The organism is uncultured Microbacterium sp., from assembly GCF_947489255.1.
Classification (GTDB): Bacteria; Actinomycetota; Actinomycetes; order Actinomycetales; family Microbacteriaceae; genus Microbacterium; species Microbacterium phycohabitans.
Genome location: NZ_CANLCY010000005.1, coordinates 409,588 through 436,184 on the forward strand (window position 1 = coordinate 409,588; position 26,597 = coordinate 436,184).

Here is a 26,597-nt window from a genome sequence, read left to right on the forward strand (position 1 = left end):
TCTCCTCAGAGCCCGTCGGCGATCCGGCGGATGAGCGTGTGCTGGCGGCGCACCTGCTCGATCGAGCGCCACGGTTCGCGCTCGCCCTCGTACTCGCTCGAGAGGTACCCGGTGTAGCCGGCGTCCTTGAGCGCCCGGAGGACCGGCTCCCACGGGATCTGCTTGTCGTCGAGGTTCTCGTCGATGTCGTGGAACTTCGCCTGGATGAAGACCACGTTCTCGATCACGTCGAACACGTCGTTCGGGTCGACGTGGATGCCGTCGAGGAACGCCGGACGCTGACCCGGCAGCTCGCCCGGCTTCAGCGGGATGGGGCGGTCCTGGAAGATGCCGGTGTCGAGCAGCAGCCCGAAGTGCTTCGTGCCGGTGCGGCGGATCAGCGCGATGTAGTCGTCGACGACCTCGTGCTTGATCGGGGTCGGCGAGTGGATCTCGGGGCAGATGATGACGTCGAGCTCCTCGGCGAGCGGCAGGGACGCCTCGACGACCTCGGTCCAGATCGGGTGCGGGATGAGGTCGCTCGAGACGACGCCGATCTTGGGCCGCACGAAGCGGAAGCCGAGCCGCTTCGCGAGACGCAGGTCGCGCTGCAGAGCCGCAGCCCCCTCGTCGACGGTCATGTCGCGGCCGTTCGGGCCGCTCGAGTGCAGGCGCGTGTCGATCCACGAGCCGTAGTTCGTCGGCTCGAGGCCGTACCTCGACAGCAGCGCGAACCACTGCTCGACCCACTCGTCGGAGGGGTTCGGGTAGTTCGGGATGTGCGCCTCGCCGAGGATCTCGATCCCCGTCGCGCCGAGGTCGGCGATCGAGGCCATCGCGGTCTCGAGGTCCATGACGGTGCCGAAGTCGGTCATGTAGCTGTAGAGCGAGACGCCGTAGCGGAAGGGGGCACCGGATGCCTCGGGGGCGAGCGTGACGTGCTTGGTGACCCGGTAGGTGCTCGGCTGGTGCTCCTGGGGAATGTACGACATCCGCAGACGCAGCTCGATCGACAGCTCGTGCACGCCGTCGGGGAGACCCCCGGGCAGCGGGACCGTGACGATCGCGGCGTCCTCGAGGGGCCAGCGCACGCCGTCGCCGTCCCACAGCTCGGCGAGCGTGTACTGCGTGCCCTGGAGCGTCCACAGCGGCACGTCGGGGGCGACGTCGACGAGCCCGGGGATGCTGACCCCGATCCCGTCGATGAGCGAGGCCGCCATGCCGCGGTACGACGGCATCCGGACGCGGAATTGGAAGCCGGTTATCTCGCCGCTGTCTCCGCCCTCGCGGACGTTGCGGAAGCCGACGGACTGGATGAGGTCTCTTTCGAGAAGCATCGTCGCTCACTCTCTCTGGGGTTCGCTTCGACGCTACCCCCTTATGCCTTATTTCGACATAAGGGGTTCTGATGCGCGGTATCCACGCGCGTGAGTCGCCAAATTCTGTCGCTTTCACAGAGCCCGAAGCGACAATTGCTGGCGACTCACGCTCCCTCGGCGAACACCTCTGAGGCGATGCGGAACGCCGTGTTCGCGGCCGGCACGCCGGAGTAGATCGCGGACTGCAGGATCACCTCGCGGATCTCGTCGATGGTCAGGCCGTTGCGGATCGCCGCGCGCAGGTGCATCGCCAGCTCCTCGTGATGGCCGTGCGCGATGAGCGACGACAGCACGGCGATCGAGCGCGACCGGCGGTCCAGCCCCGGGCGCGACCACACGTCCCCCCAGGCCACGCGCGTGATGAAGTCCTGCCAGTCGGCGGTGAGGTCGGTGGCCGCCGCCGTCGCCCGGTCGACGTGGGCGTCGGACAGGACGGCGCGGCGCACGGCCATCCCCTGGTCGTGGCGTTCCTGGTCGGTGGCCATCAGGCGTCCCCTCTCGAGACGGATGCGAAGAACGAGCGCAACTGCGAGGCGACGGCCTCGGGCTGCTCGGCGGGGGGCAGGTGACCGGCGTCGTCGATGCGCACGACGCGCCCGTCCGCGACCCCCTCGGCGATCTCGACGGCCTTGGCCTCGGGCGCCACCTGGTCGAACTCCCCCCACGCGGCGAGCACGGGCACCGAGACCTCCCCGAGCCGGGAGCGCACGTCGTACGCGGCGAGCGCCTCGCAGCAGCGCGCGTAGCTGTCGTCGTCGGCGTCCTGCAGCACGTGCAGCAGCCGCCCGCTGATCTCGGGGCGGCGCGCCATCGAGTCGGGCGCGAACCACCGCTGGGCCGAGCCGACGATGAGGCTCGACGTGCTCTGCGCGCGCGCCTGGGCGGCACGCTCGGCCCACGACGCGGGATCGCCGAGGACGGCTCCGGATGCCACGATGGCGGCGCCCCGCAGCCGGGAACCGTGCCGCAGGGCGAGCTCGAGTCCCGTCGCCCCGCCGAGCGACACCCCCGCGTACAGGAACGTCTCGTCGGGCACGGCCGCGGCCACGGCATCCGCCAGATCGGCGACCGTGAGCGCCTCGCGCGCGACGGGACCGGCACCGTGGCCGGGAAGATCCCACGCGGCGACCCGGTAGTCGTCCGCGAGGAGCGGCACGACGTCGTCCCACAGGATCGTCGAGGTCCCCAGCGACGGCCCGAGCACGACGAGAGGGGCGCCCTCCGGTCCGACGGGGACTGTGAGGGCGATGAGGGCGTTCGTCATGCGGTGCCTCCGAGGTGCTCGCGGGCGGTGCCGCCTCCCGGGTGGTGCGTGCCGCGCGCGAGGCGGGGGGCGAGGCCGAGGTAGGCGGCGGGGTCGACGAGCGCGGCGATGTCGATACCGGTGCCCTGCAGTTCGGGGATCGCCCGCAGCCGCGGCGCGAGGTCGTCGTCGCCCGCCAGCAGGGCCGCGAACCGTTCCGCGCCGATGAGCGGGACGAGCACGCCGCGCAGCCTCTCGCTCACGATGCGCCCGCCCGTCCGCCCGGCGTTGCTCGCCGCGGCGTCGACGTCGACCCGCAGGTGCGCGAGCAGCGACGAGCCGTGCGCCGCCGCCCCGACCGCGAGGCGCAGCAGCTCGCGCAGGGTCGGCCACTCGGCGTGCCACGCGCCGTCGGGGCGCTCGTCGACGGCGAGGGCGGATGCCACGTGCAACGTCGCCGCGAGGTGGGGCGCGCGCAGCGCGGCGGAACGGATGAGCACCGCCTCGGCCGGGTTCTGCTTCTGCGGCATCGCCGACGACCCGCCGCCGACGCCCTCGGAGACCTCGCCGATCTCGGTGCGGCCGAGGGTCGCGATGTCGGCGGCGACCTTGCCGAGCGCGTCGATCGCCTGCACGAGGGCGTCGCCGATCTCGGTGACGGGCCAGCGGGAGGTGTGCCACGGGGCCTCGGGGGCATCGAGCTCCAGAGCGCGGGCGAGGGCCGCGGGCAGGGCGTTCGCGGCATCCTGGGATCCGGTGATCTCGACGAACGAGGCGAGCGTTCCGCCCGCCCCGGCGAGCTGAGCGGGGAAGGTCAGCTCCCCCAGGCTCTGCGCGGCGCGCTCCAGCCCACGGGCCCAGGTCGCGGCGCGGGCGCCGATCGTGGTGGGCACGGCGTGCTGGGTCAGGGTGCGCGCGGCGGCGACGTCGTCGGCGTGACGCTCGGCGAGCTGCCGGGCCCAGACGGCGGCGTTCGCGGTCGAGCGGCGCGTCTGCTCGACGGCCCGGCGCGCGACGACCATGAGGGCGGTGTCGAGGATGTCCTGGCTCGTCGCGCCGCGGTGGATCCACGCGCGGTGCTCCTCCGGAACCTGCGCCTTCAGCATCCCCACGAGCGGGATCACGGGGTTGCCCCCCGCCACGCCCTCGCGCACGAGTCGGTCGACGTCGACGCCCCGCTCGGGGGATCCGTACTTCTCGTCGATCCCGAAGACGTGGTCGATCTCGACCCGCGCCTCGCGCGGGGCCGCCCCCACCTCGACGTACGCCGCGACCAGGGCGCGCTCGACGCGGATCATCGTCGACAGCACGACCCCGTCCGACAGCAGCGCGTCGTGCCCGACGCTCACCGGCGCGAGCAGACCGACGTCGATCGGGGGGAGGGCGTCAGAAGGCAAGGAAGACCGTCTCGTTCTCGCCCTGCAACCGGATGTCGTGCGACAGGTACCCGTCGGGCGTCCGGGTCGCGACGAGGCTAGCGCGCTCCGCCTCGTCGAGCGACGACAGCAGCGGATCCGCGGCGAGCGCGTCAGCGTCCCCCGGCACGTAGATACGCGTGTGCAGCTTGTCGGGGAGGCCGCGCGCGAACACGATCGCGGCGAAGAAGCCGGGGCGACCGTGGATGCCGCCGGGCTCGCGCGTCCAGAACTCGTAATGCCCCTCGTCGTCGGTGAAGGCGCGGCCGAAGCCGGTGAAGGTGTGCCCGTCGCGACGGAACGCCCCGCGCGCGCGGGGCACCGAGCCGTCGGCATCCGCCCCGAAGATCTCCACCAGCGCGTCGGGGATGGGCGCGCCGGCGCCGTCGAAGACGGTGCCCGAGAGCACGATCGCCCCGGGCGAGTGGGGGAAGGCGACCTCGTGCTGGCGCGGGTACTCCAGGCCGTACGCGAAGAACGGCCCGACCGTCTGCCCGGGGGTGGCGCGGTGGCTCTTGGCGGGGGTCATGCCTCGTCCTCCGGCTCGAAGTAGGTGGCATCCGGCCCGTCGACCACGATGTCGAAGCGGTACCCCGTGGCCCACTCGGGCGAGGTGAGGTCGTGGTCGTAGACGCCGACGAGGGCGTCGCGGTCTCTCTGCCGGGGGATGCTGTTGTAGATCGGGTCGAGCGCGAACAGCGGGTCGCCGGGGAAGTACATCTGCGTCACGAGGCGCTGCGTGAACGAGGACCCGAATACCGAGAAGTGGATGTGGGCGGGGCGCCAGGCGTTGCGGTGGTTCTTCCAGGGGTAGGGGCCGGGCTTGATCGTGGTGAAGCGGTACTCGCCGTTCTCGTTCGTGATCGCCCGGCCGGCGCCGGTGAAGTTCGGGTCGAGCGGGGCGGGGTGCTGGTCGCGCTGATGGATGTAGCGGCCCGCGGCGTTCGCCTGCCAGATCTCGATGAGCTGGTTCGCCACCGGGCGCCCCCACGAATCCAGCAGCCGCCCCTGCACGCTCATGCGCTCGCCCAGCGGCTCCCCGGCGTGCTGCAGCGTGAGGTCGGACTCGATCGCGGCGACGTCGCGCTGCCCGAACGCCGGTGAGAACAGCTCGATCGTCTCGGGGTCGACGAGCTTCGGGTTCTTGGTCGGGTGGCGCAGCACGCTCGATCGGTACGCCGGGAAGTCATGGGCCGTGGCCGCGACGTGCTCGCCGGCGGCCTCGGCTCGGGAGAGCTCGTCGTGGCGGGCGCGGATCTCGCGGACGATCTCGTCCTGCGTGGCCTGATCCGGAGCCGCGAGCAGCGACTCGGGGGCTGCGGCGGGGGCGTTCGTCATGGGGTCTCCTTCGACGTCTCCATCGTCGGGCAGCGACGCCACGCGCGCCAGAACGTTCCCGCTGAATGGGAGTCATGGCATCCTGGGGTGTGGCCAACTCCCCCTCGGGCGACTCGGTGACCGACCGCCTGGTGCGCATCCTCGAGACCTTCACCCCCACGCGCACCGCGCAGACCACGGCCGACATCGGCCGCCGGGCCGGGCTGCCGAGCTCATCCGCGCATCGGATCGTCAACGAGCTGGTGGATGCCGGACTCCTCGAGCGCGACGAGGAGCGGCGCGTGCGCGTGGGCATGCGGTTGTGGGAGCTGGCGACGCGGTCATCGCACGCCCTGCGCCTGCGCCAGGCGGCCCTGCCGTACATGGAGCGCGTGCAGCAGCGCGTGCGCGAGCACACGCAGCTGGCGATCCTGGAGCACGACGAGGCGCTCTTCCTGGAGAGGCTCAGCGCCCCCGACTCGGGCGCGAACATCACGCGGGTCGCGGGACGCCTCCCTCTGCATGCCTCCTCGTCGGGGCTCGTGCTGCTCGCCTTCGCGCCGCACGACCTGCAGGAGCGCGTGCTCGCCGGCCCCCTCCGCGCCGTGACGCCCTCGACGATTGTGGATCCCGTCGCCCTGCGTCGCACCCTCGCCGAGATCCGCACCCTGGGCCGGGTGATCGCCCCCGGCTACGTCGACGAGGTGTCCACGGGTGTCGCCGTGCCCGTGCGCGACGAGACCGGCGCGGTCATCGCGGCGCTGTCGGCGGTGCTCCCGCGCGACGCCGAGACGCAGTTCGCGCTCGTCGAGCTCCACCGCGCCGCCCGCGACACCGAACGCGCCCTCGGCTTCCGCCGCTGACTCCCCGTGGAGTGTCCACGACACGCCGCAACCGGGCGGCCCGGAGCGGCGTTTCCTGGACACTCGACTCCTCGAGAACACCCGGCTTTGCGTCCCGATGAATGGGAGCGGCGGCGTGCGGTGCCCCCTGCAGCGCGCACCATCGACGCAGGCACCGTCGAAGGAGACGCCATGACCCCCACCGTCCGCACCCGCGTCGCCATCGTCGGCGCCGGCCCCGCGGGGCTGCTGCTGTCGCACCTGCTCGACCAGGCGGGCATCGCCTCGATCGTCATCGACCAGCGCTCGCGCGACGAGATCGAGAGCACCATCCGCGCCGGCATCCTCGAACAGGGCACCGTCGAGCTGCTCGACGGGCTCGGCGCCCACTCCCGAGCCCGCACCGTCGGTCACCGCCACGACGGCATCGAGCTGCGCTTCGAGGGCGAGGGGCACCGCATCGACTTCGCCGAGAGCGTGGGCCGCGCGGTATGGCTCTACCCCCAGCACGAGGTGCTCAGAGACCTCGTCGCGGCGCGCCTGGCCGCGGGGCAGGACCTGCGCTTCGGCGTCACCGCCGAGGGCATCGCGGATGCCGAGACCGACAGCCCCCGCGTCCTCGCGCGCGACGCCGAGGGCCGTGCGCTCGAGATCGAGGCCGAGTTCGTCGTGGGCTCCGACGGCTCGCGCAGCGTGGCGCGCGCCACCGTGACCGGATCGAGCCAGGGCGGATACTTCCGCGAGTACCCGTTCGCATGGTTCGGCATCCTGTGCGAAGCGCCGCCGAGTGCAGACGAGCTGATCTACAGCAACTCCCCCGACGGTTTCGCCCTGGTGAGCCAGCGCTCCGCCACCGTGCAGCGGATGTACTTCCAGTGCGATCCCGATACCGACACCGCGGCGTTCACCGAGGAGCAGCTGTGGCACGAGCTGCAGAAGCGCGTGCCCGGCACGACGCTGAAGCAGGGCCCGATCTTCCAACGCGACGTCCTGCGCTTCCGCAGCTTCGTCGCCCACGAGCTGCGTCGCGGCCGTGTCGCGCTCGTCGGCGACGCGGCCCACACCGTCCCGCCGACCGGGGCGAAGGGCATGAACCTCGCGATCGCCGACGTGCGCCTTCTCGCCGAGGCCCTGCGCAGGTCGCTGCTCGAGGGCGACGAGCGCGGCCTCGACGCGTATCCCGAGACGGCGCTGCGCCGCATCTGGAAGGCCCAGCACTTCTCGTGGTGGATGACGAGCCTGCTGCACGTGGCCCCGGATGCCACCGCCTTCGACCGCCGCCGACAGGTCGGCGAGCTGCGCTCCGTGGTGGAGTCGGCGCACGGCCGCGCTTACCTCGCCGAGGCCTACACGGGCTGGCCCTTCGACGCCTGACCCGGACAGCACCGCCGCACACGACAGCGGCGCCCGAGCCGGAGCCCGAGCGCCGCCGAGAGCCCGCGGGCTCAGTCCTTCGTGTCGCGCGACTGCGGGAACGGGCTCGGCACCACCGGCAGCGTTCCAATGCGTCCCATCATCGGATTTCCTCCCTTCACCCGAGCGTTCACTCGAAGAGGAAGAGAAGAACCGACATTCTGCGACGACCGCCTCGACAGCTCAGCCAACGGCGGTGATGAAGTACATGCGGTCGGGAATCGGGGAGTTCTGAGCGAAGTCCTTCACGCTGAGACCGGAGAGACCGCCCACGGTGACCGGCGTCAGCCGATTCGTGGTCGTGCCATCACCCAGCTGCCCGCCCGAGTTACCGCCCCACGCTTTCACCGTCCCATCGGACAACAACGCATACCCCGCAGAGCCACTCGCGGCGATCCGAGTCACCCCAGACGCCAGACCAGACACCTGAACCGGGGTCGGCTGGTTCGTCGTGGAGTTGTTCCCCACCTGGCCGAGGTTGTTACGACCCCACGCCCACACCGACCCGTCCGAACGCAACGCATACCCCGTGCTCGCTCCCCCAGCAAGCGCCACCACACTCGTCAGACCCGACACCGACACCGGAGTGAGCGAGTTCCCCGCAAAACCACCCCACGCCTTCACCGATCCATCCGACATCAACGCCATCGAAGAAGAAACAGCCGCCACCCCTGAACTCAACCCCGACGCCTGAACCGGTGTGTTAGCCACCAGCACCGACGAACCATCACCGCGCTGACCGAAATTCCCGGCACCCCACGCCCACACCGACCCATCCGACAACAGGGCATAAAAGGTCGCCCATTGCGCCGCGATCTGCGTCACAGCCTTCGGCAGACCCCGAACCTGCACCGGAGAAGATGACGCACTCACCGACGAGCCGTCACCCAGCTGCCCGTAATAGTTATCGCCCCACGTCCGCAAAGTTCCATCCGACAACAAAGCACACAAAGTCGCCTTCGACGCAGCAATCTGCGTCACACCAGACAATCCCTGAATCTGCGCCCACGTCGTCCGCGAATTCGCCGACGTCCCCAACTGCCCGAAACCATTACCCCCCACCGACCAGACCGTGCCATCCTTCAGCAACACGAAAGTGGCCTGAGAAGAACCGCCATCGGTCCCCTCACCTGCAGCAGCCACCTGCACCACCGGCGACGGGAACGCCCGCAACAACTGCGACGGCGTCGTCCGCCTCACACCCGTCCCCGGGTTATCACCACCCGCAGGACCCCCATCCCCCATCTCAGCCCACGAGTTATACCCAACCCCCAACGCATTCGCACCCAACACCACGAACGACTGCGTGACGGTCTGGGTTCCCGAGACTGCGGTGACGACGGCGGAAGATCCGGGCTTTGCCCACGGCGTCTGCAAATCGCACGTAGTCGAGAACTTCCCAGACGTGTCCGTCAGGCCGTCCACAGCGACGAACACCGATCGCTGCGGCCCGGCTAGCGATACCGCCTCACCAGCCATCGGTACACCCAGCGGCGTCTTCACCGACACCGTCAGGGTCACCGCTCCGGCTGCGGGAAGGTTTGTGCCCCCCTCCGCCGAAACCGACACCACTCGCTGGTCGGACGTCGCGGCAAAGGCGGGCGTCGCCGAGGCCACCACCACCGCGGGTACGCCCCATGCCGTAGCTGCCACCACGGTGCGACGCGACGGCCCGTCCGTCGCAGACTCACCAAGTGCCAACGTCTTCTCAGCCATGCTCTTCTCCTCATCCGTCACGGAATCGCGGGGCCACCGCCCACACGCTGCTGACTCCTTTCTTCCATCCGATCGGATCCCCTACCCCGGCACGCTCGCGAACATGCGCTTCGCGGATGCAGAGTTCACCCGCGGTACAGCCCGGCGGATGACGGATGTCGCTTACCTTCACGGCCGCCTCCGGGCTATCCGGCGCAGGGCTCGCGCCTGGCTGGATCGTTCCGACCGAGTGCACATGCAGGGTGAAGACCGATCCGCCAGCAAGTGATGACTGATGGAATGCCCCACGGGTAGCGGGCGACGGGCCCGTGGACAGCGCCGGACGGCGCCGTGGAGTTCATCTACTGAGCACCGGCGATCTGGACTCCACATGAGCCACCCACGATCACGACGAGATCAACTCAGCTGGCCAGGGCCCGCCGTGACGAAACGGGGGAGGCGACCTCGCCGCGGCCACCGCGAGTGCCGAGGGCCGGGCCGTCAAGCGTCGAGAGCTCAGCCTCGCCGCCGACAGGTCGGCGAGCTGCGCTCCGTGGTGGAGTCGGCGCACGGCCGCGCTTACCTCGCCGAGGCCTACACGGGCTGGCCCTTCGACGCCTGACCCGGACAGCACCGCCGCACACGACAGCGGCGCCCGAGCCGGAGCCCGAGCGCCGCCGAGAGCCCGCGGGCTCAGTCCTTCGTGTCGCGCGACTGCGGGAACGGGCTCGGCACCACCGGCACCGTTCCGGTGTAGCCCTCGCGCTCGGCGGCGAGCTCGGCGATCCGCTTGCGGCAGGCGAACCAGCCCGCCGTGATCAGCAGGCTCGCGACCACCGCGACGACGAGCGTCGCGGGCGAGTCGATGAACACCAGCACGAGCACCACGGCCAGGAACGCCAGCGTCAGATACCCGGTGTACGGCGCCCAGAACAGGCGGAACGACGGGCGCACCAGTTCTCCGCGATCGGCGAGCTGCTTCAGCCGCATCTGGCACACGATGATGGTCGCCCAGGTCACCAGGATGCCGACGGCTGCCACGTTCAGCACCGTCTCGAACGCGTCGCTGGGATTGACGTAGTTGATCACGACGCCGAACAGGGCGACGAAAGCCGTGATCGCGATCCCGCCGTAGGGCACGCCCGCCTTGTTCATGCGCGCGGCGAACTTCGGCGCCGATCCGGCGACCGCCATCGAGCGCAGGATGCGACCGGTGGAGTAAAGGCCCGCGTTCAACGACGACAGCGCCGCGGTCAGCACGACGAGGTTCATGATGACGTCGACCCCCGGCACGCCGATGGAGGCGAAGAACGTCACGAACGGGCTCTCGTCCTTCGAGTACGCGGTGAACGGCAGCAGGAGCGACAGCAGCAGCACCGAGCCGACGTAGAACACCGCCACGCGGAAGATGACCGAGTTGATCGCGCGCGGCATGACCTTCTCGGGGTTCTTGGTCTCGCCGGCGGCGGTGCCGATGAGCTCGATCGAGGCGTACGCGAACACGACGCCCTGCATGAGGATGATCGCGGGGAGGATGCCGTTGGGGAAGAATCCGCCGTTGTCGGCGATGAGCGAGAACCCGGTGGGGGCGCCCGTGGGAGTGCCGAACACCACGAAGTAGATGCCGACGAGCAGGAACGCCACGAGGGCGGCGACCTTGATGAGGGCGAACCAGAACTCCAGCTCGCCGAAGACCTTCACCGACACGAGATTGACGGCCAGCACTGTGACCAGCGCGGCGAGCGCCCACACCCACTGCGGGACCGCGGCGATCCACGGCACGTACTTGCCGAAGAAGTTCATGTACAGCGCGGCCGCGGTGATGTCGACCATCGTGGTCGTGGCCCAGTTGATCCAGTAGAACCAGCCCGACACGAAGGCGGCCTTCTCACCGAAGAACTCGCGCGCGTACGACACGAACGAGCCCGAGGTCGGCCGGTGGAGCACGAGCTCGCCGAGCGCGCGGAGGATGAAGAACGCGAACAGGCCGCAGACCGCGTATGACAGCACGATCGCGGGACCCGCCTGGGCGAGACGCCCGCCGGCGCCGAGGAAGAGTCCGGTGCCGATGGCGCCGCCGATGGCGATCATCTGCACCTGACGTGAGGTCAGTCGCTTGTGGTAGCCGCTGTCCTCGAGCTGAACGGTCGAGGTGTGGGTCGGCTCGGCGGCGCCGCCGGAGACCGGGGTGGTGTCGTTCACCTACCCATCGTGCGATTCGCGCAGCGACTGTCCAGGAAGCGCGCCGCGAAGCGCGGCATCCGTCGCGGACCGCGCCCCCGGGATCAGAGCCAGTGCTTGCGCTTGAACGTCAGCCAGAGTCCGAGCGAGGTCGCGGCCATGAGACCCAGCGCCATGGGGTAGCCCAATGTCCAGTCCAGCTCGGGCATGTTGCGGAAGTTCATGCCGTAGATCGCCCCGATCAGCGAGGGCCCGAAGAGGATCGCGGCCCACCCCGAGATCTTCTTGACCTGTTCGTTCTGTTCGAGCGAGGTCTCGGTCTGGCGGCGCGTGACGAGCGTGGCGTTGACGGTGAGGGCGTTGTCGAGGATCGCCCGCAGCGCCGTGAGCTTCTCGCTCTGGCGCAGGGCGTGGTCGAGCACGTCGCGCAACGACCGCTGCAGCTCGATGTCGACGCCGTACTTGTCGGCTCCGCGCAGCAAAGCCTCCAGCATGTCACGCAGGGGCTCCACCGCGCGCTGGAAATGGATGACCTCGCGGGCCAACTGGTAGATGCGCTGCGACAGTTCGGCCCCGTCGGCGCCGAAGAGCTGGTCCTCGATCTCGTCGACGTCGTTCTGCAGGCCGCGCGCGACCGGGTCGTACTGGTCGACCACCTCGTCGAGGATCGCGTACAGCACGGCCTCGGGTCCCCGTGCGAGAAGCTCGGGGTTCTCCTCGAGGCGGTGCCGCACGCGCGCGAGATCGGGGACCTCCGCGTGCCGCACCGTGACGACGTAGTCGGCGCCGATGAACACGTGCAGCTCGCCGAACTCCACCGTCTCGGTCTCGTCGATGTAGCGCGCCGGTCGCAGCACCGCGAAGAGGTTGTCGCCGTAGCGCTCGAGCTTGGCGCGCTGGTGACCCGCGAGGGCATCCTCGACCGCGAGGGGGTGGAGCGAGAACTCCGCGGCCACGCGCTCCACTTCGTCGGTCGAGGGGCGCAACAGGCCGATCCACGCCATCCCGCCGTGGGCCTCCATGTACTCGAAGGTCTGGTCGAGGCTCGAGGGGTTCTCGATGCGGCGACCGTCGACGTAGACCGCGCTGTCGATGATGGGCATGCTTACCGTTGTACCCCTCCCAGGTGGACGACGGATGCCACTGCCCTCGACACCGACGGTGCGCTAGCGTCGCGCGCACCCTCCGGTGGCCGGCTGCGGGACGCCGCCGCCAGTCACTTCTTCGGGTCGTGGCCCCAGTTCATCAGGGAGTACCGCCAGTCGGTGTCGGTCACGTCGCCCTTCGGCTTCTGTGCGCCGTGCCGCTTGACGTAGCCGACGACCTTGCGCATGTGGGCGAGGTCGTCATCGGTGAGATCGGCCTTCTTCTTCTCGAGGATCCGCACGATGTGCCGACCGCTCTCATGGCCGGTCGATTCGCCGCCGCCCTTCTTCTGCCCCACGGACTTCGAGTGGTCGGTGTCGAGCCACTTCTTCAGCTCGCTCGCGGTCATGTTGACCGCGTCGTCGAACTCCTTGCGGGTCTGGTCGTCGTCGTCGCTCATGCCGTCATCCTGGCCAGCACGCGAGAGCGGAGCGGCCCCCTTGCGCCGACGGCGGGGCCATGGCATCCGGTCCGCTGATCAGCCGACGGGTTCGCTGAGCGGCTCCTCGGCGTCCGGTCCCGGATGCCGCGCCCCCGCGCTGCGGCGGGCGGCGGCCAGGACGGCGCCGATGCTGGCGGCGATCACCAGGGCGATGCCCGCGACCTCGAGCCACGACAAGCGCTGACCGAGCAGCAGGAAGCCGGCGATCGACGCCGTCGCGGGGCCGAGACTCATCATGATCGCGAACGCCGAGGCCGGCAGGCGCCGCAGGGCGACGAGTTCGAGCGCGTAGGGGATGGTCGACGACAGCAGCGCGACCGCGGCCCCGAGCGCGAGGATGTCCACGCGCAGCAGCATGGGCCCCGCCTGCCAGAGGCCGAAGGGCAGGGCGAGGGACGCGCCGACCGCCATCGCCAGCGCGAGGCCGTCCAGGCGCGGGAACTGCCGCCCCACGCGCGCCGACGACAGGATGTACAGCGCCCAGCTGACCGCCGCCCCCAGGGCGAAGAGCACTCCGAGGGCGTCGAGGCGGTCCCACCCGCCGGCGCCGAGCGCGATGACCCCCGTCAGGGCGAGCCCCGCCCACAGCCACCGTGCAGCCCCCGTCGCGGTCAGGATCGAGAGGGTGAGCGGCCCGAGCACCTCGATCGTCACGGTGACGCCCAGCGGAAGCCTCTCCAACGCCAGGTAGAAGAGCCCGTTCATGGATGCCAGGACCACACCGAACACGACCACCGACCGCCAGGCGGAGCCGGTGTGCCCCCGCAGGCGCGGCCGCGCGATCGCGAGGAGCAGCAGCGCTGAGAACACCAGACGCAGCATGACGATGCCGAGCGGTCCGGTCTGGGGGAAGAGCATCACCGCGAACGACGCGCCCACCTCCTGGCAGGCCAGGCCGACGAACACGAGAGCGGCGGCCGAGCCCTGCCCGCCGCGCGCGCTCACGACCGGATCACGAGGCGGGGGCGGCGCAGATCGCGTTCGCCGAGACGAGGTCGCGCATCTGCTCGGCCGTCCACGGCAGGCCCGCCTCGGGCAGCGTCTGCCCCTCGGCGGCGGGCGCCTTCGAGGCGATCGCCGCGAGCTCCCACGCCAGCCAGGCGCTCGTGAGCTTGTTTCCGCCCGAGTTGTTCAGCACCACCGCGACCGACATGCCGGTCTGGGGGTCGGCGAAGGCCGCGGTCATGTAGCCCGGCGTCCATCCGAACTGCCCGATGAGCGAGCCGGCCTGGAACGTGCCGCCCGCGGCGGTGAACCACGTCGGCTGGTCAGGGCCCACCGGCACGGGGTTGGCGAAGCGGTCGTTGTCGGCGGGGAGGAGTGCGTCCGTGGCCAGCGCCTGGGCGTACCGACCGAGGTCGGTGATCGAGGTGACGGCACCCGAGGCCGCGCCGCCGTAGCTCGACGACATCTCGGTGAACTCGGCCGGATCGGTGCAGTTCCACGCGCCCTCGGCGTTCGGCTGCGACCAGTATCCCGGCAGCGACGACGGCCCGGGGGTCGCCGGGGCGGGTGCCGGCAGAGACGTCGACGAGAGTCCGAGCGGCTGCGCGACGCGTTCGGCGATGAGGGTGGAGAGCGTCTCGTTCGTCGCCCGCTCCGCGGCGAGACCGGCGATGAGGTAGTTCGTCGCCGACGTTCCGTACGCACCCCCGGGCGCATTCAGGCGCGGGCGCGCGATCCCGTAGGCCAGGAGCTCGCGTGCGTTCCAGACGCGGTCGGGGTTGGCGAGCACCGTCGCCTCGAGGGTCGAGGTGTACGAGGCGATGCCCGAGGTTCCGTCGCACGCCTGACGCAGCGTGATGTCGTCGTAGCCGGGGAGGTTGCTGACCCACGTGTTGATGGGATCGCTCATCGCGAGCGTCCCGTCCGCCGCGAGACCGTAGAGGATGTCGCACGTCATCGCACCCGTCACCTCAGCGGCGCGGAACGCGAGGTCGCTGGTGACCTCCGCCCCACCGGGGCCCTGCGTTCCCAGACCCGAGACCCAGGTGCCGCTCCACGGCGCCCACACCCCGACGATCGCCCCGCTCGAACCGGTCGCGGTCATCGCGGAGGTGACGGCGTCCTGCAGTTCTGCGACCGTGGCCTCGGGCAGCGGCGCGTCGACCTGAGCCGGGACGTCGATCGACACCGTCTGCTGCGCCGTGCAGCCGCTCATCGCGAGCACCAGTGCTCCCGCGCCCGCGATCGCGATGGCCGCGGAACGACGCCATCTCGCCATGTGGTTACCCCCAGCAGTTCCGCGCGTGGACACGCGCGCGCAGCTTCGATTCAAACACACGGCACCTGAGCGCAATCGCCCCTTGCACCGCCCGCTCGTCACGTCTGCATCACGACCGTGGACGTTTCGTGGCGACTCGGGGCGCCTTGGGGGTTAGGCCAACCTAAGTCAGTGCGTATGATGGCCGCATGAACGCCGTCGTCCCGTTCTCCCTCGCCCTGCGCGAACGCTCCAGCAGCGCGCACTCGTCGAGCGAGTGCGACGGATTCATGACCGACCTGCTGACCGGCGCCGGCACCCGAGACGACTACATCGCCCTCATCGCGCAGCACTGGTTCATCTACGCGGCCCTCGAAGAGGCCGCGGTCCGCATGCGCGTCGACCCCGTGGCATCCGTCTTCCTCCGCGACCGCACGTCGCGCCTGCCCGCGCTCGAAGCGGACCTGGCGTTCCTCATCGGTCCGCAGTGGCGCGAGAGCATCCGCCCCCTGCCGACGACGCAGGCGTACGTGTCGCGCATCCGCCGCGTCGCCGCGACCTGGCCGGGCGGTTTCGTGGCGCACCACTACACGCGCCTGCTGGGCGACCTCTCGGGCGGACCGTCGATCGGCCGCCTCATGCAGCGCCGTTTCGGCTTCGAGACCAACGGCATCGGGTTCCTGCTGTTCGGCGACATCGCCGACCCGAAGGCGTTCAAGACCGTCTACCGCGACCAGCTCGACGCCGCCCCGTGGGACGACGACGAGAAGGAGCGCGTGATCGCCGAGGTGCTCGTCGCCTACCGCTTCACGACGGAGTTGTTCGCCGACCTCACCCGGGCGAAGGCCCACCGGGTCGCCTGACGCGCACCGGGGGCGCCGACACGGCGCGCGCAGCGGCTACGCCTTCTGCGCGGCCGCGTCCTGGCGGGCGAGCCACGCCTGCTTCATGAACCGACGCACGTCTTCGTCGACCCGGATGTCGCTCGGGCGCAGCGGCCGCGACAGGTAGAGCCCGTCGAGGGAGGTGAGCCGGCTGAGCGCGACGTAGGTCTGGCCGGGGGCGAAGGCACCGGCACCCAGATCGACGACGGCGCGGTCGTAGGTCTTGCCCTGCGACTTGTGGATCGTGACGGCCCAGGCCAGCCGCAGCGGGAACTGGGTGAACTCGGCGACGATCTCGCGCGAGAGGTTCTTGGTGCCCGGGTCGTACGCGTAGCGGTACCTCTCCCACACGGCGGGCTCGACGTCGTGCTCGACGCCGTCGACCTCGACCCGCACGCTGTCGCCGGCGATGCGGGTGACGGTTCCGATCGTGCCGTTGACCCACCGGGGCGCCTCGCCGAACTGCGCGCCGTCGTTGCGCAGGAACATCACCTGGGCGCCGACTTTGAGCGTGAGCTCCATCTCGGCGGGGTAATTGGCCTCACCGCGGCCGAAGTCGCCCGAGATCTCGGCGTTCGCGGTCTGCGTGCGCCCGATGAGTTCGTCGAGGTGCTTGCGGTTGATGGTGTTGACGCGGTCGTTGCGGGTGGCGAGCGTGATGATCGGGTGCTCGCCGTCGGCCGGGTGCGGGGGCGTGCGGGCTCCGGCGGTGTTCAGGATGCCGGCCATCTCGGCCGTGACGCGGCCGTAGCGCACCGCATTCAGCAGCTGCTTGAACCCGGGGTCGGACTGCCGGTGGATCTCGACCAGCTCGTTGACGTGCAGATCCGCCCCGTGCCGCCCGATGTCGATCAGCCCGTCGCTCGCGGCCTCGCCCGACCACACCTTGGCGTCGAAGAACCAGAACGAGCGGTAGTGGTCGCTGATGTAGCGCGCCTCGTCCCCCCGCGGGGGCACCGGGGCCAGCTGGTACGGATCGCCGAACATCACGATCTGCGTGCCGCCGAACGGCTCGGAGCGCCGACCGCGAGCCTGGCGGAGCGAGCGGTCGATGGCATCCATGAGGTCGGCGTTGACCATCGAGATCTCGTCGATCACGAGCGTGTCGATGGCGTTGAGGATCTTGCGGGTCGCGTCGTTCTGGTCGATGTCGCCGTTCGCGATGAGACCGATCGGCAGACGGAAGAGGGAGTGGATCGTCTGACCCTCGACGTTGAGCGCCGCGACCCCCGTCGGCGCGCACACCGCGATCTGCTTCTTGGTGTTCCACGCCAGGTGCTGCAGCAGCGTCGATTTGCCCGTGCCCGCACGGCCGGTGACGAACACGTGCTCGCGCGTGTCCTCGATCAGCCGGAACAGCGCCTGCTGCTCGGCGGAGAGAGGGGGCGTGGTCACCGGTTCATGCTAGTTCGCGCCGCGCGCGGAGGCAGGCGCGGTGTGGATCGCGGGTTCGACCGCGGCAGGCGTCCTCCGCGATCGGGACGGTGCGGATCCGGATGCCGCCACGACCGGGCCGCCCCTCGGCTCGGTGCGGTCGAGCAGCCAGCGCGCCTCGCCCGACAGCACGTCTCCCACGTGACGGCGGAAGCGCGGGCACTGCGTGATGTCGTGCGAGCGGCACCGCAGGGCGTGCTCGGTCATCGCCCGCGCTTCGGCGATGTCGGCCGCGCGCCGATCGAGCTCGGCGATGTGCTCCTCGAGCACGCGGTGCCGGTCGGGCGCCTCTTCGTCGAGCAGCACCCGGATCTGCTCGAGCGACATCCCCGCGGCCTTGTTCCGCAGGATCACCGCGATGCGCACGATGTCGTCCTCGCCGAAGCGGCGGCGCCCCGCCGCGTCCCTCGCCGGGTGGAGCAGGCCCTCGTCCTCCCAGTGGCGGAGCACGTGGGTGTCGAGCCCGAAACGCGCCGCCGCATCACCGATGGGCTCACCGCTTGACTTCATGTCGACATGAAGTCACACGATGGACCCGAACGCAAGCGGAAGGAGCTCATCGTGTACGACGCGATCATCATCGGAGGCGGCCCCGCCGGCCTGCAGGCGGCCCTGACCCTCGGACGCATGCACCGGCGGACGCTGCTGCTGGACTCGGGCGAGTACCGCAACTCCACCGTGCGCCACGCGCACAACCTGCTCACCAACGACGGCCGCGATCCCGCCGAGCTGCGACGCATCGCCCGCGCCGAGATCGCCGCGTACGACACGGTCGAGTCGAGGGATGCCGTGGCCACCGACATCGCGCCGGGAGACGGAGGCCTGCGGGTCGTCGTCGACGGCGAAGAGCACTCTGCGCACGCGGTGATCATCGCCACGGGAGTGTCCGACGAGCTCCCCCCGATCCCCGGCCTCGCCGAGCACTGGGGCGACACCGTCGCCAACTGTCCGTTCTGCCACGGCCACGAGTTCGCCGGCCGCCCGGTCGCCGTCGTGAACGGGTCCGACCACGCGACGGCTCTCGCGCGCATGCTCGAGCCCGTGGCATCCGAGGTCCACGTCGTCGACCCCGCCACCGTGCGCGAGGTCGCCGGGGTGTCGGGAGGCCTGCGCCTGCTGCTCGACGACGGCTCGGCGCTCGAGGTCGCGGGAGCGTTCGTCGCCCCGACCTGGCGACCCCGCGGCGACCTGCTCGAGCGGATCGGCGTGCAACGGCAGGACTCCGGTGCCGTGCGCACCGACCCGTTCGGGCGCACGAGCGTCGAGGGCGTCTACGCCGTGGGCGACATCGCGCAGCCCGACCATCTGCCGGGACCCCTGTTCTCGCTCGCCGCCGCGATCGCCGGGGGACAGCTCGCGGCGGTCGCCGTGGTGCAATCGCTCGTCGCGCGGTGACGCGCGCGGCACCTGTCCAGGCGCGCTTCCTACACTGGGGGTGTGGACAACGCCGGCGGGGGCCCCGCGACGCCCAAGGGCGTCACCGGTGCGCGCTCGCGCCTGCGCCGCGAGATCTCCGCGATGATCCTCATCGCCGTGCTCCTGGTCGCCGCCCTCGGCGCCGGAGCCGCCTCGCTGTACCGCGAGTTCTACAGCCCGCGCGCCTTCGTGCTGCACTACCTCGAGCTGCTGGAGGAGCATCGTACGGCTGAGGCGCTGACGGTGCCGGGAGTGGCCGTGGACTCCGCCGAGCTCGAGGCGCGGGGACTCCCCGCCACCGCGTCCGAGGCGCTGCTGCGCCCCGAGGCCCTGGCAACCGTCACGGATGCCACCGTGACCGACGAGACGGTCGACGGCGACCAGACGCGGGTCACGGTGAGCTACACGGCCGGCGGGTACTCCGGCACGACCACGTTCGCGATCGAGCACGACCCGGGCGAGGGCGTGCTCCCCCGCTGGCGGTTCGCCCGCAGTCCGCTGTCGGTCATGGAACTGAACGTCAGGGGGTCGATGCGCTTCTCGGTGAACGGCTTCGAGCTCGACAAGCGGCAGGTGTCGATCGACGGGGCGGATGCCGATCCCTCGGCCGACGTGCCCCTGCTGGTGTTCTCGCCCGGTCTCTACTCCGTGGCGGTCGACACCGCGATCTCGGCGACCCCCGGAGTCGCCGTGCTCGCCGACGCGCCGCTCGTCGGCATCCCGGTGGACGTGCAAGCCGAGCCGACCGAGGAGTTCATCGGCGTCGTCCAGGACCGCGTGGAGGGATTCCTCACCGCCTGCGCCGAGCAGAAGGTGCTCCAGCCCACCGGGTGCCCCTTCGGCTTCACCGTGCGCAATCGCATCGACGGCGCTCCGACCTGGTCGATCGTCGAGCAGCCCGTCGTGACCGTGGTCCCCGATGGCGCCGGATGGCGGATCCCCTCGGCCAAGGCCGTCGCGCACATCGACGTCGAGATCCGCTCGATCTTCGACGGCAGCGTCCGCACGGTGGAGGAGGATGTGCCGTTCCGCGTCGACGGGCAGATCACGGTGCTCCCCGACGGAACCGCGTCGATCCTCGTGGGCGGCTCCGCCGACTGAGGCGGCTCAGGTGCCGCCGCGCGCGGCCACCCGCGCGTCGCGATCGGCGAGGCGGGCGAGTTCTTCGTTGTAGGCGTCGAGCTCCAGATCGCCCACGCGATCGACGTGACGATCGCGGCGCCGCTGCTGACGCTCGTCGCTACGGCTCCACTGGATCGCCACCGCGATGGCGAGGATGAGCGTCGGGATCTCGCCCACCGACCAGGCGACACCTCCGCCGACGTACTGATCCTGCAGCGGGGTCGCCCCCCACGTGCGCCCCATCGCGCCGAACCACTCGGCCACCATGAGGCCGGAGTTCATCATGATCGCGATGCCGAAGAAGGCGTGCATGGCCATGACGGCGATGAGCACGAGCAGGCGCATCGGGTGGGGCAGTCGATACGGGACGGGATCGATGCCGATGAGGCTGAGGACGAACAGGTAGCCCACGACGAGGAAGTGCGCGACCATCCAGATGTGCCCGACGTGGTCGTACAGCGACCACCGGAAGAGGTCGGTGTAGTAGAACGCCCACAGCGACCCGATGAACAGGCCCGCTGCGACGTAGGGGTTGGTCAGCACCGTCGCGACCGGATTGTGCACGGCCCACAGGATCCACTCGCGGCCGCCGCGGGTGCCGTCGTCGCGCTTGCGGATGGCGCGGGCCGCGAGCGACACCGGCGCCCCGGCGACCAGCATGAGCGGGATCGCCATCGACAGCAGCATGTGCCCGATCATGTGCATGCTGAAGAGGTAGTCCTGGTAGACGTTCACCGGTCCGGACGTCACCCAGAACACCCCGAGCATGCCGAGGCACCACAGCACTGTGCGGGAGACGGGCCACGAGTCGCCGCGACGCAGCAGCCGCCACACGCCCGCGAGGTAGAAGAACAACCCACCCACCACGACGAGCGTCCACAGCAGATCGACGTTGTACGCGGTGAACCAGCGCTCGAGGGTCAGGTCGGGCGGCAGAGGGCTCCCGGTCAGCACCTCGGCGGGCGAGGTGCCCACCAGCGACGCCTCACCGGGAGGAGGGGTTCGGGCGAGGGCGGCGGCGACACCGCTCGCGACCCCCATGAACACCAGCTCGAGCGAGATGACGCCCCAGAAACGCCGCGAGCCGGGCTCATCGCCCATGCGCGAGATGAGGCGCCGGCGGTACCACGCGCCCAGCACGCCCATCGCGATCAGGGTGCCGACCTTCACCAGCACCAGGACGCCGTAGGCCGACCACAGGTTCTGCAGGCCCTGCAGACCGATCGAGGCGCGCACGGTTCCCGAGATCGCGACCACGATGAACGCGACGAGGGCGAGCGACGAATAGCGCAGGAGCGTCGTCTGCAGCTGCGGGCGCGTCATCGCGGGGCGCAGGACCACGAGGAGCACGAGACCGCCGAGCCAGACGGCCGCGGCGATGATGTGCAGAACGAGGGAGGTGACCGCGGCGTCGTGGCTCGTCTCGGCGCCGGTGTGACCCTGCGTGCCCATCGGGACGAGTGAGGCGAGCGCGGCGATCGCCACGAGCATCGTCGGGATCCAGGAGCGGACGGCGAAGGTCAGCACCGTCAGCACCGCACCGGCGATGGTGGTGATGAGCCACGCCTGCCCCACGGGGCTCTCGACGAGGAATCGTCCGAGCTGCTGACCGAACACGGCGTCGAGCGTGGGCTTGGCGTTCAGGACGTTGAGGAACGTCAGATACCCGGTCGCGGCCGCGGCGACCGTGAACACCGCGGCGCCGATCGAGGCGGTGTCGAGGGCGATCTCGAACGGACGCTCGCCCGCCTTCAGGGCGAACAGCGCCAGCACGAGGGAGCCGACCATGGTCGCCGCCGCAAGGTTGACCGCGACCGTGGCGATCGGGAGCCCCCACCGCACCACCGGTCCGGGGTCGGCCAGCTGCGGCGCCGCCGCTCCCCCGCCGTAGGCGAGGCCCACGACGACGGCGATCAGCGAGACCACGATCAGGATGACGGGTCCCGCCACGCGCAGCAGTCGGGGATTCACCCTGCCAGCCTACGTCGCGCGGGGACGACGAAGGGGGGATGCCGCTGGGCATCCCCCCTCGATGGTTCGGTGTCGTCTTACTTGACGGCGGCCTTGAGCTTCGAGCCCGCGGTGACCTTGACGCGCTTGCCGGCGGGGATGGAGATCTCCTCGCCCGTCTGCGGGTTGCGGCCCGTGCGAGCCGACGTGGCGACCTGCTCGAAGGCGATCCAGCCGGGGATCGAGACCTTGCTGCCCTTGGCGACCGCCTCGGAGACGGTGGAGAAGAGGGAGTCGAGCACGCCCGACACGGCGGACTGGCTCTGCCCGGTCGCGCTGGCGATGCTCGCGACGAGCTCGGTCTTGGTGATGGACTTGTCGGCCATGTGGTTTGTCCTCCAGGCGACGACGGATGTCGCCTCTCGTTACGCGGACGAGGAGGAATCCTCCTCGGTGGTCGGGAGACCGCCTCGACAGTATCAACCGAACCGCGGAATTACGCGGATTCTGATGGATTTCGCCTCTTTCTGCGCGGCGTGTCGCCACGAGGGGCCCCTCGGTGGGTCGCGCCCGAGCGGGGCGACCGAGGTTCACGTGCGGCGCCGGACTCCCCCCGCCGAGGAGGCGCCGATGGACATCGGGTGAATCCGCTGACCTTCAAGGATGATTGTCGCGCGCGCACCGTCGCTCTCACCCCGTGCCGGAGGTGCCGCAACCGGACTGGATCGTTCTATCGGCTAGCATCCCTTCATCGTTTGCGGGTCGCGGGGGCACGTCTCGCGTCGCCTCCGGGGGAGTCTCATGCCGGGCAGTCCGTCGTCCATCGCCGCGCGCGGCGCCCTGCGCGCTGCCGCCGCGGTGACGGTCCGACGCATCGCCCCGGGACACGGGGTTCCGCAGGCCCACCACCTCGCGCTCCTCGCGGAGTCCGAGCTGATACCGGCCCCCGCGCAGTGGACCGACGCGTCCATCGGGGTCTTGGCGGCGCAGATCGCCGCGCGTAGTCGACAGAACGTCCCGGCCGGGCGGGGAGGGCTCGACTCGTACTTCGATGGCACCCGGCTGCGTCGGCCGGCCTCACTCTCCCCCGGAATGCGCTCGACGCTGTACGCCGTCGCCGCCGAGTACTCGTGCGCGCGGGGGGACGTCGCCTCCGCCGCCGACTTCGCGGAGGAGGCGGCACTGTTCGCCCAGACCCCCGCGCAGACCTATCACGCGCTGTCGACGAGCGCAGCCGCGGCAGCGATGAACGGAGAGCTCCGCGCCGCGGCGGACGACGTGCGGGCGGCGTCCGCCATCTTCCGCGCCGAGCACTGGCCGCTGAGCGAGTACGCGTTCGCGCACTTCCTCGCCGAGTTCATCGTCCTCTGCGCGCAGCTCGAGACCGCCGCGATGCGGGACCTGATCTCGCAGATGAGGGCGTGCGAAGCCCGAGACGCCTCCTGGACCTTCGCCCTCGGGGTCTGCGACGTGACCGCGCGGATGCTGGAGCACGATCACGCCGGCGCCCTGGCGGAGAGCTCCGCACTGCTCCACGGGGCGCAGAGCCAGGCCGGCCATCGCCTCAACCGCCTGACCCTCCTCTGCCGTCGCTCCGACGTGCTCGTGGCGCGCGCAGAGGCCGAGGAGGCCCTTTCCCTCCTCGACATCTCGGCGAGCCCCGAGGGACACGCCGTCTGCGTCCCCGGCCACAGGGCGACAGCCCTGCTGAGTCTGGGACGGGAGAACGAGGTCCTCTCCGCGACCGACGCGTGCGTCGCGGACGAAGCCGGGCACGGTCTGCGCACGCTCGTCTTCGTGCTCGTCCGACGTGCCCTCGCCTTCGCGCGCCTCGGAAACGCGCGGGAGGCGTTTCGCGGGATGGAGGCGGCGCTGCTCGTCATCGACCGCACCGGAGACTTCGCCATGCCCTTCCTCCTGCTCCCCTGCGATGAGGTGCGTTCCCTCGTGCAGGCGGTCGCGGCGCGACGCCCGGAGCTCGAGGCGGCGGTCACGCGGGTCCTCGCGGCCCTCTTCGTGGTCGCCGTCGACTCCGGCGCGGGGGCGAGACCCGTCGACGATGGTTCGGCTCGTCGCGGACCCTCCGCGAGCCTCGGGGAGGAAGCCCCCCTGAGCGCCCTCGGACGGGCACAGTCATGACGCGGGACGCGCCGACGGGCGAGGCCCCCGCGACCTCGCCTCTGCCTCCGGTTCCGGAGGAGGATGTCGATCGCCGCGCCGCCGAGATCGTCCTGCGGCTCGCGCCGGGTCGGGGCGTGCCGGATCCGCGGATCCTCAGCCTCGTCGCCGAGGCGCCGCCTCCCGCGCCGCCCGCGGTCTGGACCGACAGCGACGCCGCCGTCTTGACCGCCGTCTACGCCGCGCGCGTGCGGCGCGATGCCCTCCTGGAGGAGAGCAGTCTCCTCACCCGCTACTTCGACGGTGTCCACCTCGGCCGTCCCGGAACGCTGAGCTCCGGCATCCGCTCGCAGTTGTACGCCGCGGCGGGCGAATACGGTATCGCCGTCGGACAGCCGCGGATCGCGGCGAGCTTCGGCCAGCAGGCCCTGCTCTTCGCCGACTCGGACCGGCTGCGCTATCGCGCCCTCTCCGTCGCGGCGCTCGGGCACGCGCTCAACGGCGAGTATCTCTCCGCGGAGGCCGATCTGATCGAGGCGGAGGAGATCTTCGACCGCCTCGGCTGGCCCGAGGCCGAGACGGCGCAGCTCGTGCTGTTGGCGCACGTTCTCGTCGCGTCCGCGTGGCTCGATGAGGAGCGCCTTCTCCGCGCGGCGCATCGGATGCGATGCGCTCAGCCCGACGACGCGTACTGGCAGTTCTCCGCCCGAGCCGCCGAGGTGATGGCGCAGATGTTCCGCCGCGACTACGCCGCCGCCCTCGCGGACTGCCGGCTCCTGCTCAATGGTCGTCGACGCCACCGCAGCAACCGGGTGACCCACGATCTGCTGGTGTGCATGAGCTCCGACATCCTGGTCGCGCAGGGCGAGCATCAGGCGGCGCTGGCCGCGCTGCATCCGCACGAGAGCCCCCCGGGGCACGGCGTGTGCTTCTCGATGCAGAGGTCCGCGGCCCTCCTGGCCCTCGGACGCGAGGAGGAGCTGCTGTCCGAGACCGCGGCGTGCGTGGCGGAGCCGGACCACTGCCTTCGCACCCTGACCCCCGTGCTGGTCCGTCGCTCCCTCGCGTGGAGTCGGCTGGGCTCACCCCGGCGCGCCCGCAACGCGATGGAATCCGCGCTCCTGCTCATCGCACGGACGGGCTTCTCGGCCACGCCCTTCCTCATGCTCCCGCACGACGAGTCGAGAGGGATCGTCGACGCCGTGATCGCGCAGAACGCCGATCTCGCGAGCGCGGCGCCGCGATTCCGCGAGATGCTCGCACGCGTCACGACGCCCGATGCCCCCTCCAGCCGGCGCTCGCGCGCCGCGTCGTTCACCCCCTCGGAGCGAGCCCTCGCGGCGCTGCTGGCGACCCCGCTGCGTCACGCTGACATCGCTCGGGAGCGCGGGGTGTCGGTCAACACCGTGAAGAGCCAGTTGCGCTCGATCTACCGCAAGCTCGGCGTCGGCAATCGCGCCGAGGCGGTCGAGCGCCTGCGCGACGTCGGTCTGTGACGGGGAGTTCCGAGGAACGCCGAAGGGCGGGACCCCTTTCGGGATCCCGCCCTTCGTCTGTCCGTCTGGTGCTTACCAGGACGACTTGGTCACACCGGGCAGCTCGCCACGGTGGGCCATGTCACGGAAGCGGACGCGCGAGACGCCGAACTTCGTGAGGACACCACGGGGGCGGCCGTCGATGACGTCGCGGCTGCGCACGCGCGCGGGCGACGCGTTGCGGGGCAGCTTCTGCAGGCCCACGCGGGCGGCCTCGCGGGCCTCGTCGGTCGCGTTGGGGTCGACCAGGGTCTTCTTCAGCTCGGCGCGCTTCGCGGCGTAGCGCTCGACGACGACCTTGCGCTGCTCGTTGCGCGCGATCTTGCTCTTCTTAGCCATGTGCTTAGCGCTCCTCTCGGAAGTCGACGTGCTTGCGGACCACGGGGTCGTACTTCTTGAGCACGATGCGGTCGGGGTTGTTGCGGCGGTTCTTGCGCGTCACGTAGGTGTACCCCGTGCCGGCGGTCGAACGCAGCTTGATGATCGGACGAACGTCCTGAGCCTTCTTCGCCATTACAGCTTCACGCCCTTCGCCTGCAGGTCACGGACGACGGACTCGATGCCGCGAGCGTCGATGACCTTGATGCCCTTCGCCGAAACGTTGAGCTTGATGTTGCGACCCAGCGACGGAACGAAGTAGGTCTTCTTCTGCACGTTCGGGTCGAAGCGGCGCTTCGTCCGGCGGTGCGAGTGCGAGATGTTGTGACCGAAGCCGGGAACCGCTCCAGTCACCTGGCACACTGCTGCCATGGTGATGTCTCCTTCTGTACCGTGACACCGGACGGTGCCACCCAAGATCCCTTGTCTGCACCCCGTCCGAACACGGCGGAAGGCCGGGATCAGGAGGAGGGATGCGAACTGCGTGCTGGAGTGCGCGCAGACA

Annotated in this window: 26 protein-coding genes; 7 read left to right on the forward strand and 19 right to left on the reverse strand. The window is 70.6% G+C overall.

What is annotated here, in order from left to right:
• Window positions 1-5: 5 nt before the first annotated feature.
• The 6 genes from Q0818_RS15230 to pcaH all read right to left on the reverse strand — a co-directional run bounded on the left by Q0818_RS15230 (window position 6) and on the right by pcaH (window position 5,354).
• Window positions 6-1,316, reverse strand: a complete 1,311-nt coding sequence (locus tag Q0818_RS15230; protein ID WP_298876726.1) for a DUF6379 domain-containing protein — start codon at window positions 1,314-1,316, stop codon at window positions 6-8.
• Window positions 1,317-1,462: 146 nt separating this feature from the next.
• Window positions 1,463-1,843, reverse strand: coding sequence for a 4-carboxymuconolactone decarboxylase (pcaC, locus tag Q0818_RS15235; protein WP_136588274.1), 381 nt, complete (start codon window positions 1,841-1,843; stop codon window positions 1,463-1,465).
• Window positions 1,843-2,622 (reverse strand): alpha/beta fold hydrolase, encoded by a 780-nt coding sequence (locus Q0818_RS15240; protein WP_298876731.1) that lies wholly within the window; start codon window positions 2,620-2,622, stop codon window positions 1,843-1,845. Before Q0818_RS15240 ends, pcaC begins: the two co-directional genes overlap by 1 nt.
• Window positions 2,619-3,998 (reverse strand): lyase family protein, encoded by a 1,380-nt coding sequence (locus Q0818_RS15245; RefSeq protein ID WP_298876734.1) that lies wholly within the window; start codon window positions 3,996-3,998, stop codon window positions 2,619-2,621. The genes Q0818_RS15240 and Q0818_RS15245 overlap by 4 nt, the downstream gene beginning before the upstream one ends.
• Window positions 3,988-4,545: a protocatechuate 3,4-dioxygenase subunit alpha gene (pcaG, locus tag Q0818_RS15250; protein WP_298876737.1), complete on the reverse strand. Its 558-nt coding sequence runs from the start codon at window positions 4,543-4,545 to the stop codon at window positions 3,988-3,990. The genes Q0818_RS15245 and pcaG overlap by 11 nt, the downstream gene beginning before the upstream one ends.
• On the reverse strand, window positions 4,542-5,354 hold the full coding sequence (gene pcaH / locus Q0818_RS15255; protein WP_298876739.1) for a protocatechuate 3,4-dioxygenase subunit beta: 813 nt from the start codon (window positions 5,352-5,354) through the stop codon (window positions 4,542-4,544). Before pcaH ends, pcaG begins: the two co-directional genes overlap by 4 nt.
• Window positions 5,355-5,428: 74 nt before the next feature.
• On the opposite strand from pcaH, the gene Q0818_RS15260 reads away from it, so the two are divergent.
• Entirely contained in the window at window positions 5,429-6,196 is a 768-nt protein-coding gene (locus Q0818_RS15260) for an IclR family transcriptional regulator (RefSeq protein WP_298876741.1), read from the forward strand.
• 171 nt (window positions 6,197-6,367) lie between these two features.
• On the forward strand, window positions 6,368-7,549 hold the full coding sequence (locus Q0818_RS15265) for a 4-hydroxybenzoate 3-monooxygenase (protein WP_298876743.1): 1,182 nt from the start codon (window positions 6,368-6,370) through the stop codon (window positions 7,547-7,549).
• A gap of 222 nt (window positions 7,550-7,771) precedes the next feature.
• On the opposite strand, the gene Q0818_RS15270 is transcribed toward Q0818_RS15265, so the two are convergent.
• From Q0818_RS15270 to Q0818_RS15295, 6 genes are all read right to left on the reverse strand, one after another.
• The gene (locus Q0818_RS15270; RefSeq protein ID WP_298876745.1) at window positions 7,772-9,304 is read right to left on the reverse strand and encodes a hypothetical protein; all 1,533 of its coding nucleotides are present in this window, start codon (window positions 9,302-9,304) and stop codon (window positions 7,772-7,774) included.
• 672 nt (window positions 9,305-9,976) lie between these two features.
• Window positions 9,977-11,485, reverse strand: a complete 1,509-nt coding sequence (locus tag Q0818_RS15275; protein ID WP_298876747.1) for an amino acid permease — start codon at window positions 11,483-11,485, stop codon at window positions 9,977-9,979.
• A gap of 83 nt (window positions 11,486-11,568) precedes the next feature.
• The gene (corA, locus tag Q0818_RS15280) at window positions 11,569-12,567 is read right to left on the reverse strand and encodes a magnesium/cobalt transporter CorA (protein WP_298876749.1); all 999 of its coding nucleotides are present in this window, start codon (window positions 12,565-12,567) and stop codon (window positions 11,569-11,571) included.
• A gap of 113 nt (window positions 12,568-12,680) precedes the next feature.
• The gene (locus Q0818_RS15285) at window positions 12,681-13,010 is read right to left on the reverse strand and encodes a DUF3140 domain-containing protein (protein ID WP_298876751.1); all 330 of its coding nucleotides are present in this window, start codon (window positions 13,008-13,010) and stop codon (window positions 12,681-12,683) included.
• A 78-nt stretch (window positions 13,011-13,088) separates the two neighbouring features.
• Window positions 13,089-13,997: an EamA family transporter gene (locus Q0818_RS15290; RefSeq protein WP_298876754.1), complete on the reverse strand. Its 909-nt coding sequence runs from the start codon at window positions 13,995-13,997 to the stop codon at window positions 13,089-13,091.
• A 7-nt stretch (window positions 13,998-14,004) separates the two neighbouring features.
• On the reverse strand, window positions 14,005-15,276 hold the full coding sequence (locus Q0818_RS15295) for a serine hydrolase (protein WP_298876801.1): 1,272 nt from the start codon (window positions 15,274-15,276) through the stop codon (window positions 14,005-14,007).
• Between the two features lie 188 nt (window positions 15,277-15,464).
• Here Q0818_RS15295 and Q0818_RS15300 point away from each other — a divergent pair, with 188 nt between their 5' ends.
• Entirely contained in the window at window positions 15,465-16,118 is a 654-nt protein-coding gene (locus Q0818_RS15300) for a heme oxygenase (biliverdin-producing) (protein WP_298876804.1), read from the forward strand.
• Between the two features lie 36 nt (window positions 16,119-16,154).
• Here the strand turns inward: Q0818_RS15300 and Q0818_RS15305 are convergent, their stop codons facing one another.
• Entirely contained in the window at window positions 16,155-17,534 is a 1,380-nt protein-coding gene (locus Q0818_RS15305) for an AAA family ATPase (protein WP_298876807.1), read from the reverse strand.
• A 9-nt stretch (window positions 17,535-17,543) separates the two neighbouring features.
• On the reverse strand, window positions 17,544-18,083 hold the full coding sequence (locus tag Q0818_RS15310; protein ID WP_298876809.1) for a MerR family transcriptional regulator: 540 nt from the start codon (window positions 18,081-18,083) through the stop codon (window positions 17,544-17,546).
• A gap of 6 nt (window positions 18,084-18,089) precedes the next feature.
• Between Q0818_RS15310 and Q0818_RS15315 the strand changes: the two genes are divergently transcribed.
• Together Q0818_RS15315 and Q0818_RS15320 are read left to right on the forward strand one after the other, a co-directional pair.
• Window positions 18,090-18,968 carry an NAD(P)/FAD-dependent oxidoreductase gene (locus tag Q0818_RS15315; protein WP_298876812.1) on the forward strand — a complete coding sequence of 293 codons (879 nt, stop codon included), beginning with the start codon at window positions 18,090-18,092 and terminating at the stop codon, window positions 18,966-18,968.
• A 42-nt stretch (window positions 18,969-19,010) separates the two neighbouring features.
• Window positions 19,011-20,090 carry a hypothetical protein gene (locus Q0818_RS15320; RefSeq protein WP_298876815.1) on the forward strand — a complete coding sequence of 360 codons (1,080 nt, stop codon included), beginning with the start codon at window positions 19,011-19,013 and terminating at the stop codon, window positions 20,088-20,090.
• A 6-nt stretch (window positions 20,091-20,096) separates the two neighbouring features.
• On the opposite strand, the gene Q0818_RS15325 is transcribed toward Q0818_RS15320, so the two are convergent.
• Together Q0818_RS15325 and Q0818_RS15330 are read right to left on the reverse strand one after the other, a co-directional pair.
• Window positions 20,097-22,082 (reverse strand): cytochrome c oxidase assembly protein, encoded by a 1,986-nt coding sequence (locus Q0818_RS15325; RefSeq protein ID WP_298876817.1) that lies wholly within the window; start codon window positions 22,080-22,082, stop codon window positions 20,097-20,099.
• A gap of 77 nt (window positions 22,083-22,159) precedes the next feature.
• Entirely contained in the window at window positions 22,160-22,447 is a 288-nt protein-coding gene (locus Q0818_RS15330) for an HU family DNA-binding protein (RefSeq protein WP_013584778.1), read from the reverse strand.
• Window positions 22,448-22,862: 415 nt separating this feature from the next.
• On the opposite strand from Q0818_RS15330, the gene Q0818_RS15335 reads away from it, so the two are divergent.
• Both Q0818_RS15335 and Q0818_RS15340 read left to right on the forward strand, forming a co-directional pair.
• Window positions 22,863-24,200, forward strand: coding sequence for a hypothetical protein (locus Q0818_RS15335; protein WP_298876820.1), 1,338 nt, complete (start codon window positions 22,863-22,865; stop codon window positions 24,198-24,200).
• 116 nt (window positions 24,201-24,316) lie between these two features.
• Complete coding sequence (locus Q0818_RS15340) at window positions 24,317-25,675, forward strand: LuxR family transcriptional regulator (protein ID WP_298876823.1); 1,359 nt, start codon at window positions 24,317-24,319, stop codon at window positions 25,673-25,675.
• A 72-nt stretch (window positions 25,676-25,747) separates the two neighbouring features.
• Here the strand turns inward: Q0818_RS15340 and rpsN are convergent, their stop codons facing one another.
• Genes rpsN through rpmB form a run of 3 tightly spaced genes read right to left on the reverse strand, consistent with a single transcriptional unit; the run spans window position 25,748 to window position 26,464 of the window.
• A complete protein-coding gene (gene rpsN / locus Q0818_RS15345; protein ID WP_022878196.1) occupies window positions 25,748-26,053 on the reverse strand; it encodes a 30S ribosomal protein S14 in 306 nt (101 codons plus the stop codon).
• A 4-nt stretch (window positions 26,054-26,057) separates the two neighbouring features.
• Window positions 26,058-26,228: a 50S ribosomal protein L33 gene (rpmG, locus tag Q0818_RS15350; RefSeq protein WP_013584775.1), complete on the reverse strand. Its 171-nt coding sequence runs from the start codon at window positions 26,226-26,228 to the stop codon at window positions 26,058-26,060.
• Window positions 26,228-26,464 (reverse strand): 50S ribosomal protein L28, encoded by a 237-nt coding sequence (gene rpmB / locus Q0818_RS15355; protein WP_055832508.1) that lies wholly within the window; start codon window positions 26,462-26,464, stop codon window positions 26,228-26,230. Before rpmB ends, rpmG begins: the two co-directional genes overlap by 1 nt.
• Window positions 26,465-26,597 lie beyond the last annotated feature (133 nt).

Excerpts from the sequence above, each read along its gene's own strand:
- Q0818_RS15230 (WP_298876726.1), bottom strand. The coding sequence starts at position 1,316 with ATGCTTCTCGAAAGAGACCTCATCCAGTCCGTCGGCTTCCGCAACGTC.
- pcaC (WP_136588274.1), bottom strand. The coding sequence starts at position 1,843 with ATGGCCACCGACCAGGAACGCCACGACCAGGGGATGGCCGTGCGCCGC.
- Q0818_RS15240 (WP_298876731.1), bottom strand. The coding sequence starts at position 2,622 with ATGACGAACGCCCTCATCGCCCTCACAGTCCCCGTCGGACCGGAGGGC.
- pcaG (WP_298876737.1), bottom strand. The coding sequence starts at position 4,545 with ATGACCCCCGCCAAGAGCCACCGCGCCACCCCCGGGCAGACGGTCGGG.
- pcaH (WP_298876739.1), bottom strand. The coding sequence starts at position 5,354 with ATGACGAACGCCCCCGCCGCAGCCCCCGAGTCGCTGCTCGCGGCTCCG.
- Q0818_RS15260 (WP_298876741.1), top strand. The coding sequence starts at position 5,429 with ATGGCATCCTGGGGTGTGGCCAACTCCCCCTCGGGCGACTCGGTGACC.
- Q0818_RS15265 (WP_298876743.1), top strand. The coding sequence starts at position 6,368 with ATGACCCCCACCGTCCGCACCCGCGTCGCCATCGTCGGCGCCGGCCCC.
- Q0818_RS15270 (WP_298876745.1), bottom strand. The coding sequence starts at position 9,304 with ATGGCTGAGAAGACGTTGGCACTTGGTGAGTCTGCGACGGACGGGCCG.
- corA (WP_298876749.1), bottom strand. The coding sequence starts at position 12,567 with ATGCCCATCATCGACAGCGCGGTCTACGTCGACGGTCGCCGCATCGAG.
- Q0818_RS15285 (WP_298876751.1), bottom strand. The coding sequence starts at position 13,010 with ATGAGCGACGACGACGACCAGACCCGCAAGGAGTTCGACGACGCGGTC.
- Q0818_RS15295 (WP_298876801.1), bottom strand. The coding sequence starts at position 15,276 with ATGGCGAGATGGCGTCGTTCCGCGGCCATCGCGATCGCGGGCGCGGGA.
- Q0818_RS15300 (WP_298876804.1), top strand. The coding sequence starts at position 15,465 with ATGAACGCCGTCGTCCCGTTCTCCCTCGCCCTGCGCGAACGCTCCAGC.
- Q0818_RS15310 (WP_298876809.1), bottom strand. The coding sequence starts at position 18,083 with ATGAAGTCAAGCGGTGAGCCCATCGGTGATGCGGCGGCGCGTTTCGGG.
- Q0818_RS15315 (WP_298876812.1), top strand. The coding sequence starts at position 18,090 with ATGAAGTCACACGATGGACCCGAACGCAAGCGGAAGGAGCTCATCGTG.
- Q0818_RS15330 (WP_013584778.1), bottom strand. The coding sequence starts at position 22,447 with ATGGCCGACAAGTCCATCACCAAGACCGAGCTCGTCGCGAGCATCGCC.
- Q0818_RS15335 (WP_298876820.1), top strand. The coding sequence starts at position 22,863 with ATGCCGGGCAGTCCGTCGTCCATCGCCGCGCGCGGCGCCCTGCGCGCT.
- rpsN (WP_022878196.1), bottom strand. The coding sequence starts at position 26,053 with ATGGCTAAGAAGAGCAAGATCGCGCGCAACGAGCAGCGCAAGGTCGTC.
- rpmG (WP_013584775.1), bottom strand. The coding sequence starts at position 26,228 with ATGGCGAAGAAGGCTCAGGACGTTCGTCCGATCATCAAGCTGCGTTCG.
- rpmB (WP_055832508.1), bottom strand. The coding sequence starts at position 26,464 with ATGGCAGCAGTGTGCCAGGTGACTGGAGCGGTTCCCGGCTTCGGTCAC.